This window comes from Streptomyces sp. NPDC059008 (assembly GCF_042749045.1).
In the GTDB taxonomy this organism is placed as follows: Bacteria; Actinomycetota; Actinomycetes; order Streptomycetales; family Streptomycetaceae; genus Streptomyces.
Genome location: NZ_JBHYJC010000006.1, coordinates 13,336 through 27,382, shown reverse-complemented (window position 1 = coordinate 27,382; position 14,047 = coordinate 13,336). Strand labels below are relative to the sequence as shown.

General features: G+C 70.3%; 10 protein-coding genes, 1 tRNA gene and 1 other RNA gene. 2 read left to right on the top strand and 10 right to left on the bottom strand.

Annotated features, from left to right (window positions below; genetic code table 11):
• Window positions 1–44 precede the first annotated feature (44 nt).
• From ACFWZH_RS10450 to ffs, 9 genes are all read right to left on the bottom strand, one after another.
• Window positions 45–1,550 (bottom strand): hypothetical protein, encoded by a 1,506-nt coding sequence (locus ACFWZH_RS10450; RefSeq protein WP_384427794.1) that lies wholly within the window; start codon window positions 1,548–1,550, stop codon window positions 45–47.
• Window positions 1,547–2,209 (bottom strand): SigE family RNA polymerase sigma factor, encoded by a 663-nt coding sequence (locus ACFWZH_RS10445; protein WP_384427792.1) that lies wholly within the window; start codon window positions 2,207–2,209, stop codon window positions 1,547–1,549. Before ACFWZH_RS10445 ends, ACFWZH_RS10450 begins: the two co-directional genes overlap by 4 nt.
• A gap of 481 nt (window positions 2,210–2,690) precedes the next feature.
• A complete protein-coding gene (locus ACFWZH_RS10440; protein WP_384427790.1) occupies window positions 2,691–3,806 on the bottom strand; it encodes an aspartate-semialdehyde dehydrogenase in 1,116 nt (371 codons plus the stop codon).
• Window positions 3,803–5,074, bottom strand: coding sequence for an aspartate kinase (locus ACFWZH_RS10435; RefSeq protein ID WP_384427788.1), 1,272 nt, complete (start codon window positions 5,072–5,074; stop codon window positions 3,803–3,805). The genes ACFWZH_RS10440 and ACFWZH_RS10435 overlap by 4 nt, the downstream gene beginning before the upstream one ends.
• Window positions 5,075–5,336: 262 nt before the next feature.
• On the bottom strand, window positions 5,337–5,999 hold the full coding sequence (locus ACFWZH_RS10430; protein ID WP_384427786.1) for a DUF5063 domain-containing protein: 663 nt from the start codon (window positions 5,997–5,999) through the stop codon (window positions 5,337–5,339).
• The gene (gene recR, locus ACFWZH_RS10425; RefSeq protein WP_006604196.1) at window positions 5,992–6,591 is read right to left on the bottom strand and encodes a recombination mediator RecR; all 600 of its coding nucleotides are present in this window, start codon (window positions 6,589–6,591) and stop codon (window positions 5,992–5,994) included. The genes ACFWZH_RS10430 and recR overlap by 8 nt, the downstream gene beginning before the upstream one ends.
• Before the next feature lie 51 nt (window positions 6,592–6,642).
• A complete protein-coding gene (locus ACFWZH_RS10420; RefSeq protein WP_384427784.1) occupies window positions 6,643–6,993 on the bottom strand; it encodes a YbaB/EbfC family nucleoid-associated protein in 351 nt (116 codons plus the stop codon).
• A gap of 410 nt (window positions 6,994–7,403) precedes the next feature.
• Complete coding sequence (locus tag ACFWZH_RS10415; protein WP_384427782.1) at window positions 7,404–9,992, bottom strand: DNA polymerase III subunit gamma and tau; 2,589 nt, start codon at window positions 9,990–9,992, stop codon at window positions 7,404–7,406.
• Between the two features lie 82 nt (window positions 9,993–10,074).
• An RNA gene (ffs, locus tag ACFWZH_RS10410) (signal recognition particle sRNA small type) lies at window positions 10,075–10,173 on the bottom strand.
• Between the two features lie 131 nt (window positions 10,174–10,304).
• Here ffs and ACFWZH_RS10405 point away from each other — a divergent pair.
• Window positions 10,305–10,389 (top strand) — tRNA-Ser (locus ACFWZH_RS10405).
• A 275-nt stretch (window positions 10,390–10,664) separates the two neighbouring features.
• Window positions 10,665–11,627, top strand: coding sequence for a PASTA domain-containing protein (locus ACFWZH_RS10400; RefSeq protein WP_384427781.1), 963 nt, complete (start codon window positions 10,665–10,667; stop codon window positions 11,625–11,627).
• A 202-nt stretch (window positions 11,628–11,829) separates the two neighbouring features.
• Here the strand turns inward: ACFWZH_RS10400 and ACFWZH_RS10395 are convergent, their stop codons facing one another.
• Window positions 11,830–13,869, bottom strand: a complete 2,040-nt coding sequence (locus tag ACFWZH_RS10395; protein ID WP_384427779.1) for a TerD family protein — start codon at window positions 13,867–13,869, stop codon at window positions 11,830–11,832.
• Window positions 13,870–14,047: the final 178 nt, after the last annotated feature.

Here is a 14,047-nt window from a genome sequence, read left to right as displayed (position 1 = left end):
CTCCATGGTCCGCACCGATCCGCGCGGGCCTGGGCCGTCGGCCGTTACTGGGTCGCCAGCGCCTCGGTGCGGTAGACCGTCCCGGCGCACGCGTCCGCGATCGTCGCCTCGGTCGCGGCGGGCTCCCCGGCCTCCGGCGTATGGCTGAGAACGACCCCTCCGGCCGCGGTTCCGCCCCCGCCGGTCCCGTCGTCGCCGCCCGCCTGACCGCTGCCGTCACCGGCCGGTGCCGCCCCGGAGTCCGGGGACTGGTCCGGCTGCTGGGAGGCGTCGGGGGTCGGTGAGGGCCCCGGGGTGACGCATCCGGTGGGGCCGCCACCGGACTCGGGGATCCAGGCGAACTTGACCTCGTACGCCTCCCCCGGCTTGAGAACCAGCTGGTCGGGGGTGATGGCCGGGTCGGGCAGGCCGGTGGCCTCGTCGCCCGAGGTGTGGTCGACGACGTGGATGCGGTCCGGGTTCGTGGAGCCCTGGGCGACGACGCCGACGGCGCCACCGCCCTCGACGGAGCAGGCCGTGGCGGAGGTGTTGACCACGCGGAACGAGCCATAGACGCGGCCCGCGGAGTCCGCCGGGAGGACCGTGCCGGTGCCCTGGCCGAGCTGGTCGCGGGAGCAGACCGGCGAGGTGACGTCCATGGTCGCGTCCGGGGCGGGGGTGCCGGCCCCGGCGCCATGTCCCGCGCCGTTCTTTTCGGCGGCCTTGCCCTTGCCCTCGGGCGCGCGCCCGCCGGGCTTCGCGCCGGCCTCGTCGGTCGGCCGCGGTCCGGCGTGTTCGGTCCCCTCGCCGTGTGCGCCTTCGGCACCGCCCTGGGCGCGCTGGCTGCTCGCGGTGTTGGCGGAGCGGTCCGTGGAGCCGTCCGCGAGGTCCACGACATGGACCATGGCGGGGATGGACGTACCGCCGAGCAGCAGCGCGGCGGCCGCTCCGACGACGAGATGACGACGGCGCTGGCGGCGGGCGGGCACCGCGCGGCGCAGCTGCTCCAGCGCGTCCGCCGCCGGTTCGAGGTCGCCGACGCGGGACTGCAGGAGCCGCCTCAGTTCGTCCTCGCCGCCGAAGCCACCGCCCGTGGGATGGCTGCGGCCGTGCCGGTCGTCGTCATCGCCGCCACTGCCGCTACCGCTGCCGAAGGTGACGTCGGCCAGCGCATCACGGTCGTGCGCGGCGTCGTCGTAGGCGGCGTCGTCGTCATAGGCACTGGCGTCGTCACAGGCACTGGCGTCGTCACAGGCACTGGCGTCGCCCTGGTCCGCCTCAGCGCCCCGGTCCGTCTCAGCACCCTGGTCCGTCTCAGCACCCCGGCTCACCGCGGTGTGCCGACCCGTCTCACCGCCCCGGCCCGTCTCAGCGTCCGGGCCCGTCTCGACGCTTCGGCCGAGCGCCGCGCCGCCGCACGGACGGCCGCCGGCCGGCTCGCCCTCCTGGCGCCCCTGCGCCTCACGCACCGCATACGAACCGAACGCCCCGTGCGCACCAACCGGCTCTCGCAGGCGACGTGTTCCCCACGCGCCCACCGAGTCGTACCGGTCGAACCTCGTGCCACTCATGCGGGAGCCTCCATCGCGACGCGGAGCGCCGCGATCCCGCGCGATCCGTACGCCTTGACCGAGCCCAGTGATATGCCCAGCGTCTGGGCCACCTGTGCCTCGGTCATGTCGGCGAAGTAGCGCAGGACCAGTACCTCGCGCTGGCGGCGCTGCAGTCCGCGCATCGCCTTGATCAGCTGATCCCGCTCCAGCAGGTCGTACGCGCCCTCCTCGGCGCTGGCCATGTCGGGCATCGGCTTGGAGAGCAGCTTGAGCCCGATGATGCGGCGGCGCAGCGCGGAGCGCGAGAGGTTGACGACGGTCTGCCGGAGGTAGGCGAGGGTCTTCTCGGGGTCGCGCACCCGTCCGCGCGCGGAGTGCACGCGGATGAAGGCCTCCTGGACGACGTCCTCGCAGGAGGCGGTGTCGTCGAGGAGCAGCGCGGCGAGACCGAGCAGCGAGCGGTAGTGCGCGCGGTAGGTCTCGGTGAGGTGGTCGACTGTGGTGCCCGCTGCCATCGCCTCGTCAGAGTCCCCACTCTGAGCAGGAAGCTGCGCGGGGCGCGTGGTGGGCCAGGGGGCGATCACCGGCATGCCCCCGGCCACACGGGGCCGCTGCGGGCGCACTGCTGCCCCTGCTGCGCCCGCTGGGGCGATCGTGAATCCGAGTACCTCTGCCACGCCTGTTGGACACGCTTCCCCCCATAAGGGTTGTACGCGCAAGGCACCGCTTTTGACGATGCATCAAATGCCCTCATGCGTACCAGCTCTTCCCGAATGTCCCATTCACCTTGACGCGTTTGTCCTGATACCCGGGGCTCACCAAGCCGCCCGCGGACATCCCGGGCCACCCCTGAGGGCGGCCACAAAGACGCTCCCCGCCCAACTGCCGGTTGCAGTGCGGCGGGGAGCGAATGGTCGAACAGATCGTCAGCCCAGATCAAGACGTATGGACCAGCAATTCGCTCACAGGATCTTCACACATCCCGCAAAGTATCTCCCAGGCGGTCGGGTCGCGACGGCCAATCCCGCCAAGTCACCCGAACCCACTGCCGCCGTCCCAGGACTTACGCCCCCGGTGACGGACGCCCAGCTTGCCCCACCAGGGCCACCGCGCTCCACCGGCCCCCGCCTGCGCGACCCCGTCGGCCCGGCCCGCGTCCTACCCCCGCAGCTCCCCCGCCACCAACTCGCCGATCTGCGCCGTGTTCAAAGCCGCACCCTTGCGCAGATTGTCCCCGCACACGAACAGCTCCAGCGCCCGCGGATCGTCCAGCGAACGCCGCACCCGGCCCACCCAGGTCGGATCCGTACCGACGACGTCGGACGGGGTGGGGAACTCCCCCTCGGCCGGGTCGTCGCTGAGGACGACCCCGGGGGCGGCGGCCAGGATCTCGTGCGCGCCGGCGACCGTGACCTCGTTCTCGAACCGCGCGTGCACGGCCAGCGAATGGGTCGTGAGCACCGGCACCCGTACGCAGGTCGCGGTGACCCGCAGGTCCGGCAGCCCGAGGATCTTGCGGGACTCGTTGCGGACCTTGAGCTCCTCGGAGGACCAGCCGTCCTCCTGGAGCGAGCCGGCCCAGGGCACGACGTTGAGCGCGATCGGCGCCGGGAACGGCCCCAGCGTGTCACCGACGGCCCGCCGTACGTCACCGGGCGTCGCGCCCAGCTCCGTGCCGGACACCGCCGACAGCTGCGCCCGCAGCGTGTCGACGCCGGCCTTCCCCGCCCCCGAGACGGCCTGGTACGAGGAGACGATCAGCTCGCTCAGCCCGTACTCGGCATGCAGCGCGCCCAGCGCGACGATCATCGACAGCGTCGTGCAGTTGGGGTTGGCGATGATGCCACGCGGACGCACCCGCGCGGCATGGGCATTGACCTCGGGGACGACCAGCGGCACATCCGGGTCCATCCGGAAGGCGCCCGAATTGTCCACGACCACCGCGCCCTTGGACACCGCGACCGGAGCCCACTGCGCGGAGGCCTCGTCCGGGACGTCGAACATCGCGACGTCGATGCCGTCGAAGGCCTCCTCGCTCAGCGCGACGACCTCGACCTGCTCACCCCGTACGGTCAGCTTGCGGCCGGCCGACCGGGGCGAGGCGATCAGGCGGATCTCACCCCAGATGTCGGCCCGCTCGGAGAGGATGCCGAGCAGCACCGAGCCGACGGCACCGGTGGCGCCGACGACGGCGAGATGCGGCCTGCGAGCCGTACGGGCGTCCGCCCCCGCCGTGTCGGCGAGGGACGGACGGCCCGCCTCGGCCGGAATCATCGTCCGGTGCCGCCATAGACCACGGCCTCGTCGCTCTCCGTGTCGAGACCGAAGGCGGTGTGCACGGCGCGCACGGCCTCGTTGACGTCGTCGGCGCGGGTGACGACCGAGATGCGGATCTCGGAGGTCGAGATGAGCTCGATGTTCACGCCGGCGTTCGACAGCGCCTCGAAGAACGTCGCCGTGACGCCCGGGTTGGTCTTCATACCGGCGCCGACCAGCGAGATCTTGGCGATCTGGTCGTCGTAGCGCAGCGACTCGAAACCGACCGCGGCCCGGGTCTTCTCCAGGGCGGCGACGGCCTTGCGGCCCTCGGCCTTGGGCAGCGTGAAGGAGATGTCGGTCAGGCCGGTCGAGGCGGCCGACACGTTCTGCACGACCATGTCGATGTTGACCTCGGAGTCCGCGATCGCGCGGAAGATGCGCGCGGCCTCGCCCGGCTTGTCCGGGACGCCGACGACCGTGACCTTCGCCTCGGAGGTGTCGTGTGCGACGCCCGAGATGATTGCCTGCTCCATCGGCTGGTCCCCTTGCGGTTCGTTGCTGACCCACGTGCCCTGCAGCCCCGAGAAGGAGGAGCGGACGTGGATCGGGATGTTGTAACGGCGTGCGTACTCGACGCAGCGGTGCAGCAGCACCTTGGAGCCGGAGCTGGCCAGCTCCAGCATGTCCTCGAAGGAGATCCAGTCGATCTTCCGGGCCTTCTTCACGACCCGCGGGTCGGCGGTGAAGACGCCGTCCACGTCGGTGTAGATCTCACAGACCTCGGCGTCCAGCGCGGCCGCCAGCGCCACGGCGGTGGTGTCCGAGCCACCCCGCCCCAGCGTGGTGATGTCCTTCTTGTCCTGGGACACGCCCTGGAAGCCGGCGACGATGGCGATGTTGCCCTCGTCGACCGAGCTCTTGATGCGGCCCGGCGTGACATCGATGATCCGTGCCTTGTTGTGCACGGAGTCGGTGATGACACCGGCCTGGCTACCGGTGAAGGACTGCGCCTCGTGACCGAGGTTTTTGATCGCCATCGCCAGCAGGGCCATGGAGATCCGCTCTCCGGCGGTCAGCAGCATGTCGAACTCGCGCCCCGACGGAATCGGGGACACTTCCTGCGCGAGATCGATCAGCTCGTCCGTCGTGTCGCCCATCGCCGAAACCACGACGACCACCTGGTGGCCGTTCTTCTTGGCTTCGACGACTCGCTTGGCAACGCGCTTGATGCCCTCGGCATCCGCAACGGATGAGCCGCCGTACTTCTGCACGACAAGGCCCACGTGCGCTCCTCGCAACTGTCTCTTCGGGAGTTTCCTCCCGGACCCCCGAAATTGGGGGTACTGCGGTCGGCTCAGTCTATCGAGCAAGCGGAGTCCGCCCTGCTAATACCACATCGTGAGACGCGGGACCCACTACGTGAGCCACGCCTCCCTGGGCGGTTCCGCCGGGCGCCCCATCGCGCCCGCTCGGCGAGCACATGCCCGCTACAGACCGGTACACACGAAAACGTAACCCAGGTCACAGGGCGGGGCGCCCCGGAACTCAGACCCCGCCCAGCCCCAGCGGGCCGGCGATCTCCGCCGCCATGACCTTCCCGGCCTCCTCGGCGAGCCGTTCCTCGTCGCCGTCGGCCCCGCTGTCGGTGTCCAGGCCGTCCAGCGCGTCCAGCGGCTGGTCGAGGCGTACGTGGGCGACCAGCGACTGCAGCGCGCGCAGGGCGGCCGAGGCGGTCGGGCCCCAGTTGGAGAGGTAGGAGAACTGCCACCACCACAGGGCCTCGCTGACCCGGCCCGCCCTGTAGTGCGCCAGACCGTGCCGCAGGTCGGTGATGACGTCTGCCAGGTCGTCGGAGATGCGGCACGCCACCGGCTCGCTGCGCGGCACATACGGGTCGAAGACCTCGGAGTAGACGTCCACCGGGTCGAGCAGGACCGCGAAGCGCTCCCGCAGCTCGTCGACGTCCGGCTCCGGTCCGGTGTCCGGCTCGTACCGCTCGTCGGGAACGATGTCCTCGTGGGCGCCCAGCCGCCCGCCGGTGAGCAGCAGCTGGGAGATCTCGAGCAGCAGGAAGGGCACCGCGCTGTCCGGCTCGTCGCCCTTGGCGACCTCCGTGACGGCGACGATGAAGCTCTCGATCGAGTCGGAGATCGAAACGGCGAAGTCGTCCGGGTCCTGTGTCGCGTTGTGCAGCGTGGCATCAGACATCGAGAAGTCTCCTCCCTTCGAAGGCCCGCCCGAGCGTGACCTCGTCGGCATACTCCAGATCGCCTCCGACCGGCAGTCCGCTCGCCAGTCGTGTCACTCTCAGGCCCATGGGTTTGATCATGCGGGCCAGATACGTGGCCGTGGCCTCGCCCTCCAGATTCGGGTCGGTGGCCAGGATCAGCTCGGTGACGGTGCCGTCAGCGAGCCTGGCCAGCAACTCCCGTATCCGCAGGTCGTCGGGGCCGACGCCCTCGATCGGGCTGATCGCCCCACCGAGGACGTGGTAGCGGCCGCGGAACTCCCGGGTCCGCTCGATGGCCACGACGTCCTTGGGCTCCTCCACGACACAGATGACCGCCGGATCACGCCGCGGGTCCAGGCAGACCCGGCACTGCTCCTCCTGCGCCACATTGCCGCAGACGCTGCAGAACCGGACCTTCGCCTTGACCTCCATCAGCGCGTTCGCGAGCCGGCGGACATCGGTCGGCTCGGCCTGAAGGATGTGGAAGGCGATCCGCTGCGCGCTCTTGGGACCGACGCCGGGCAGCCTGCCCAACTCGTCGATCAGATCCTGAACCACGCCTTCATACACGGAACGTCTTCTCTCTCTTCTGCCGTGCTGCGTACGCTAGTTGGCTACTCCTCAGAAGGGGAGACCGGGGATGCCACCGCCGCCCAGACCCTGGGCGAGCGGACCGAGCTTCTGCTGCTGCAGCTGCTGGGCACTGGCATTGGCGTCCCGGACCGCCGCCAGCACGAGGTCGGCGATCGTCTCGGCCGTCTCCTCCGCGGAGTCGGTGTCGACCGCCTTGGGGTCGATGACCAGGCCCTTGAGCTCACCGGAGCCGGTCACCGTCGCCTTGACCAGGCCGCCGCCCGCGGAGCCCTCCACGGGCGTCTCCGCCAGCTCCTGCTGGGCGGCCGCGAGGTCCTGCTGCATCTTCTGGGCCTGCTGGAGCAGCTGCTGCATATTGGGCTGACCACCGGGGATCACGACGTGACTCCTGCCATACGACAACGATTGGTGCGGTAGCCCGAGCCTACGTGTTTCACCGGCCCCGCGCCCTACTGCGTAAGGAGGAGCACGGGTGTACGCCTGATGTACGCCCACCCAGAGCCGGTCCCCCGCCGCGCACCGATCCGACCTTTCGCCCTGTACCGGTCCTACCTGGGACATCCGCGGCGATTCGCCGGGGCAGCCGTGCCGCCGCCCCGCCGGTGACGCCTCGTGCCACAACCGCGGACAAGGACCGAAGCCCCCGCCCGAGGGGCCCGGGAACAGGCCCCTACGACCGCGCCACGCCCGCCTTCCCCCGCAGGCACACACTCATCCCCGCATGCGCTCGCTCATCCCCGTATGCGCTTACTCAATCCCCGCATGCATTCGCTCATCCCCGTATCCGCTCACTCATTGTTGAACTCCTCCACCACCGTGGCGCCCAGCTCCCGCACGATCAGGTCATGGCCGCTGAGCGCGGAGTCGACCAGGTCCGGGTCGTCCTCGGCCGGCATGTCGTACTCGATCGACATCGGCGGAGGCTCCGGGGTGTACGAGGGCTCCGCGGCGGGGGCGCCGCCCTGCCCGCCCCCCGCGGACGCCGAGGGGGCCACCGCTTCCCGCGCCATCCGCGCACCCTGGCTGCCGCCGGTGGCGCCGCCTTGGCCGTACTGCCCGCCGGAGGACTCGGACGCACCCGGGCCGCCCTGCTGGGGCGGCGGCTGGGGTGCGGACTGCGGCGGCGCGGCGGGCGCTCCGCCACCGAAGCCGCCACCTCCGCCGGGGCCGCCGCCGAAGCCGCCACCGCCGCTGCGGGGCGCGCCGCCGGCGGGCGGATTGGCGCCGCCGGACGGGTCGACGATCGCCTCCACCCGCCACTGCACCTGGAACCGCTCGGCGAGCACGTCCTTGAGGACGTCCTCGCTGCCACCGTTGGCGAAGCTGTCGCGGGCACCGGCATTCGGGAACCCGATCTGCAGCGTCGTCCCGTCGAATCCGGAGACCTGCGCGTTCTGGCTCAGCAGAATCCAGGTGAACCGCCGCCGGTCCTTCACTGCTTCCAGGATCTCCGGCCACATCTGCCGCACCTGAGCGGCACCCTGCGCCGCCCCGGGAGCCGCCCCGGGAGCCGCCCCGGCCTGCGGCTGCTGCTGTACGGCCGGGGGTCCACCGGCCGCCGGAGCGGTCTGCGCCGACTGCGGCGGGACGGGCGCGCCGGCCGCCGCGGCAGCACCGCCCTGCTGCCCCTGGCCACCTTGGTTCTGCTGCCCCTGGCCGCCCTGGCCCGGCGCCACGGCCGTCGGCCAGCCGCCGGGCTGCCGTGCCCCGCCCGCGCTGCCCGCTCCGCCCGCGCCGTTGCCGCGGCCCGCGGCTCCGGGCCAGGCTCCAGGCCGTGCGGGCGCGCCCTCACGGCCGGCGTCCTGCGCACCGCCCGCCGGACCGCCCTGCGGCGCGCCTGCGGCGCCGCCGTCGGCTCCCCGCTGCTGCTCCCCACCGGACCCGGCCATGGCTCCACCGGGCGCGCCCGAGCCACCTGCAGCCGGAGCCGCAGGGGCCGTCGCGGCCGGGCCGCCCGCAGCGGCCGGTGCCCCCGCACCGGCACCCGGACCACCGCTCGCCGCCGCACCGCCGCCCGTCGCGCCCCGCACCGCGGCACGGGCCGCCGCCGGGCCGGACGGCCCCGCGGCCGGCATCGCCGGATGCGCCTCAGGGCCCGGCACATACCCGGCCGCGGGCCCCCCGGTGGCCACCACAGGCGCCACCCCGGCCCCCAGGTCACCGCCGGCACCGCCGGTCACACCGCCGGCACCGCCCGCCCCACCGAGCAGCGCCGCACCCGCGCCGCGCTCCAGGCGGTCGAGCCGCGCCTGCACCGACCGCTCGTCGTCGTACGCAGCGGGCAGCAGCACCCGCGCACAGATCAGTTCCAGCTGCAACCGGGGCGAGGTCGCCCCGCGCATCTCCGTCAGGCCCGTGTTGACCAGATCGGCCGCCCGGCTCAGCTCGGCCGCCCCGAACACGGACGCCTGCGCCGTCATCCGCTCCACCACGTCCGCGGGGGCGTCGATCAGCCCCTTCTCCCCCGCGTCCGGCACCGCCGCCAGGATCACCAGATCCCGCAGCCGCTCCAGCAGATCCGCCACGAACCGGCGGGGGTCGTTGCCGCCCTCGATGACGCGGTCCACCACCTCGAAGGCCGCCGCCCCGTCCCCGGCGGCGAACGCCTCCACCACCGAATCCAGCAGCGACCCGTCGGTGTACCCCAGCAGGGCCGTCGCCATGGCATACGTCACACCCTCAGCGCCCGCGCCCGCGAGCAGCTGGTCCATCACCGACATCGAGTCACGCACGGAGCCGGCGCCGGCCCGCACGACCAGCGGCAGCACACCGTCCTCGACCGGAATGTCCTCCTGCCCGCACACCTGCCCCAGGTAGTCGCGCAGCGTCCCGGGCGGCACCAGGCGGAACGGATAGTGATGGGTCCGCGACCGAATCGTCCCGATGACCTTCTCGGGCTCGGTGGTCGCGAAGATGAACTTCAGATGCTCCGGCGGCTCCTCGACCACCTTCAGCAGGGCGTTGAACCCCGCGGAGGTGACCATGTGGGCCTCGTCGATGATGTAGATCTTGTACCGACTGCTGGCGGGCCCGAAGAACGCCTTCTCGCGCAGCTCACGGGCGTCGTCCACGCCACCGTGCGACGCCGCGTCGATCTCGATCACATCGATGGACCCGCGCCCGTTCCTGGCCAGGTCCACACACGACTGGCACTTCCCGCAGGGCGTGGGAGTGGGACCTTCCTCACAGTTCAGGCATCGCGCGAGAATCCGAGCGCTGGTCGTCTTGCCACAGCCGCGCGGCCCACTGAACAGATAGGCGTGGTTGACCCGGTTGTTCCGCAACGCCTGCTGCAGCGGATCGGTCACGTGCTCTTGCCCGATGACCTCGGCGAAGGTCTCGGGTCGGTATCGGCGGTACAGCGCAAGGGACGACACGCATACGACGATATCGGGCCCCACTGACAACCGGCCCTTCCCCAAGTTCCCGGCATCACCCGAGCAGGGAAGGCCCCTCGCAAACGCAAGCGCCCCCCACGCACCCGCCAGAGCCGACCTACCCTTGCTGCCTTCCGGCCCTGGGGGAGTTCAGTCAGATAGCGCCACGTGAGGGGCTGAGCACCACAGTAGCGGATCCACCGCCCGACAGCCGAACCCGGCCCCACCCACACCCCCGCTCCGACCCACCTCCACACCCCTCCCCCGGATCATGTTCGCGAGCACTCCCCAACGTCTTGTATTGTTTGCGGCGGAGGATTCGCCTAGTGGCCTAGGGCGCACGCTTGGAAAGCGTGTTGGGGGCAACCCCTCACGAGTTCGAATCTCGTATCCTCCGCACTCGCCCAGTAGGGCAGACGAGGGCCCCGACCGGATTCCGGTCGGGGCCCTCGTCGTTCCGTGGCTGCAGTTTTGGTTGCCCTTGCGTGATCGGTTTCCCCTCACCCGCGAGCCCGACAGGTCAGATCTGACCGATCTCCTCTGTTCAGCAGAGAAACCTCCAGTCCGCTGCGTACGCTCGCCCGTCCACCCCCCTTCCCAGAGTCCGCTCGAATCTCCCCGAGGGAAGCCGTGTACCCGTCGCAGCCTTATGTCCCGCCACCGCCTGCACCTGTGCGGCGCTGGTGGCAGCACCCGGCGTTAGTCATCCTCCTGCTGATCTTCTTCCCGCCCGCCGGGATCGTGCTGGCATGGCTGACGCTCTGGAGCCCGACGAAGAAGATCGTCGCAACGGCGCTCTCCCTGCTCTGGTTCCTTGTGATCCTCGTCTCGGACCCGAAGGCGCCGCAGGACGACGCGAAGGCCAGGCCGCCTCAGAAGCCGACCACCGAGCAGTCAGCCGCGGCGTCGCCCACCCCCAGCAGGAGCGGGCCTCCTCGCTACGTCGGGAAGACCCTCGAGGAAGCCAAAGATGCCGCCGCCACCGACGGCTACGACGCCATCTCCCACGACGCCTCCGAGGGCGACGCCGGGCAGTGGGACGCCGCCAACTGGCACGTCTGCTTCCAGGCGAAGGCGAAGCAGGCCGGAGCCAAGCCGACGCTGGACTTCGGCGTAGTCCAGAGCGGTGCTCCCTGCCCGGCCGAGGACGGCGACCCGATCCCCTGGCCGAAGATGCCGGACGTGGTCGGCATGACCTTCGCCAAGGCGTCGGAATCGGTGGAGAAGAGGGGCATCACCGAGATCGAGGCCGAGGGCGCGTACACCGATGTCACCCCGCCCGCCGAGCCGGACGACTGGAAGGTGTGCTTCCAGGAGCCCGAGGCCGGCGAGGAAGTCCAGAATCCAGGGCAGCAGACGGCCTACCTCAAGGTCGCCGAGCCCGGCACCTCGTGTCCGATGTCTGAGGACAGCAGGTTGCATCCGGTTCCGAATCCCCCCGACGGGGGGAACGACGGCTCCAACAGTTCCGGCGGCTCTACGTCTTCGGGCGGCTCCGGCGACGACAGCGGCAGTCGACCGGTCAAGCGACCTGGTGCGTTCTGCTCCCCCGCCGGTGCAGTCGCTGTCTCCTCCTCCGGCACCCCTTTGATCTGCGGCCCGGCCTCTGACGGCCGCAATCGCTGGCACTCCTGATCCCAACCTCGAAGCCCTCCCCGCTCCGAGATGCGGCGGGGAGGGCTTCGACGGTTCAAGGACGGGATCGGCAGGTGACCACCGGCTAATCCACAACCCGCGACTACCAGCCGTCGGTCTCGCCATACTTGCCGGGATTCCACGCGCGCGCCTGCGCCCAAGCCCCGTGGGCGGGAGCGCGATCGGCGACGCAAACCGCCGGTCATTCGGTTACGGCATGTTCCATCGCTGATGCCCGCCGGGGCGTTGGGCGATCTAGGTGGACAACCACACCGGTGTAAAAGCGCTGCACGGCGTCGTCGACGCTGCGGATGAAGCCGGATTCGGCGTTCCCCCTGCCGCTTCCCATGCCTTTGAACAGGGACAGGCGGAATCCGGTGATCCGGGTGTCGTTGCCCTTCGGGAGCATGTCCGCCGGCTCCGGGCGGAGCCGTTCCAGCGTGCCCCGAGGCCCCCCGGCCTCTCCATCGACGAGCGTTTCGATGTGCAGGTCTGCCGGCGCCTCGGCCAGTCGGCGGATGAGGCGCTTGGCCCAAGTCAGCGGGTAGCCCTGCTCGGGTGCGGGGATCTCGATGGAAGTGCGGAGCTTGGCGGTGCGCAGGTCGGCGCTGATCGCCAGGATCCCCGGTGCGCCCTCGATGCGGAGCTCTGCCTGAAGTCTGCCGTCGCGGCACAGCTGATCGGCCAGGAGGCTACGGCGTGCTTTCGGATCGGTTCCACGCTTGGCTCGCTGGACGGGCAGTGTCTTCTGTCCAAGTTCGCCACCGAGGCTGAGGCAGATCTGACGGACGAGCCGCTCCCAGCTCTCGACCACGTCCAGAGCGCGCGAGTCGCCCTGGCACAGGGTTTCGTCATCGATCCCGTTGCGTACGGGGACCCAGGCCGACCCCATGTTCTGGAAGCCGTGGCAACCGGAGTTGTCATGCCGTAGGTAGTACAGCAACTCCTGGAGCAGCCAGGCATGTGCCTTGTCTCTGACGCCCTCGTGCCGGATCAGCATCTGTGCCTGGTGCGTGACTTCGGCCCAGGAGAGGTGCCAAAGGGCCACCGTGTGCTTGCGCCGTCCATCGATCTTGACGTCGACGAGCGGGCTGCCATCCAGCGCCACATCGTTCGACAGGGTGATCACAGCCTCGTATCCACGGCGTGCGGCAATGTCCATGTACGCCTGCACCTGATCGGGCTTGAGGCCATTGCCGTTGGTCTTGGTTTCCACCAGCGCGGTCCATAGCTTGCCGGCCCGCTCGACGCGGATCACTCCGTCGGGGCGCCGCGGGGTATCGCCGTGCGGCAGGGAGACCTCGGTGAACGTCTCCATGCGGCCCGCCGGTGCTCCGAACGCCGCCGTGAGTCTCCGGCCGAACTCCGGCACTTGTGCCATCACCGACAGCAGTACCGACGTAGCGCGCATCTCCCGGTCCCGGTCGCTCTTGAGCGCCGAAACCGGAAAGAGCCTGGCCTGCTTCCAGGACTCGTTCTCCGCCAGAGACTTCCTGGCCACCTTGGGCATGGTGACCTTCTTCTTCGCTGTGCGAGGCCGTGCCGCCTTCTTCGGCCCCACCTCGTCGCAAGTCGGGCGGGGAGACGGAACCAAGCCTGGTGGCGCCTGCGGTTCGCGCTCAACGGCCGAAACCTGAACCGCCGTATCGGCTTGCTCGTTGCTCACTGCGCCATTCAGCGCTTCTTCCGCGCCCGCGTCGTCGTCGATGTCGACGCCGAAATCCGTTGCCAGTCCGGCCAGGCCGGCGTCGTAACCCTGTCCGACGGCACGGAACTTCCACTCTCCCCCGCGCCGATACAGCTCGCCGAAGATGATCGCGCTCACCGTTCCGGCGTCATCGATGGCGAACCTGAGGAGGCTCTCGCCGCTCCCATCGGCCAGCGTCACCTTCAGGTCTTCCAGTTCCCCGAAGCCGGCCCCCTTGTAGCGGCTCGCTGCCACGACGATCCGGTCGATGTCGGACGGGACAGCCGTCAGGTCGAAGCCGATCCGGTCCTCGTCACCGCTCTCCGTCGGCGTCTTGCCCAGCAGCTGCACACTTCCGTCGGCGGCAACCGGGTTGTTGTAAAAGTAGAAGTCACTGTCGCTGCGTACCTTGCCATTCGCACCCAGCAGCAGGACGGACACATCCGCATCGCCTTCGCCGGTCGGACTGACCCAGCTCAAACTGATGATCACCGAACCGGCATTCTCACTCAGGGTCGTCAGCGCGACGTTCGAGCCCTTGGCCATGTCATGCATGGAGCCCCCCAGATCTCGCAACTCGGGCACTTGGCTGCCCCACCCAGGCAGCCCACCCAGTGCCGTTATGTGATGTACGACACAGTTGAAGACTGTAGTGCTCACGCACGAGACCCGTGGGGATGTCCGGAAAACCTCCGACCTGCTTCGCGACGGCCGACAGGGGCGTGACTCGACT

Bases quoted from the DNA above. Each gene is read 5' to 3' on its own strand.
- ACFWZH_RS10440 (WP_384427790.1), bottom strand. From the start codon at position 3,806: ATGATTCCGGCCGAGGCGGGCCGTCCGTCCCTCGCCGACACGGCGGGG.
- ACFWZH_RS10450 (WP_384427794.1), bottom strand. From the start codon at position 1,550: ATGAGTGGCACGAGGTTCGACCGGTACGACTCGGTGGGCGCGTGGGGA.
- ACFWZH_RS10430 (WP_384427786.1), bottom strand. From the start codon at position 5,999: ATGTCTGATGCCACGCTGCACAACGCGACACAGGACCCGGACGACTTC.
- ACFWZH_RS10395 (WP_384427779.1), bottom strand. From the start codon at position 13,869: ATGCATGACATGGCCAAGGGCTCGAACGTCGCGCTGACGACCCTGAGT.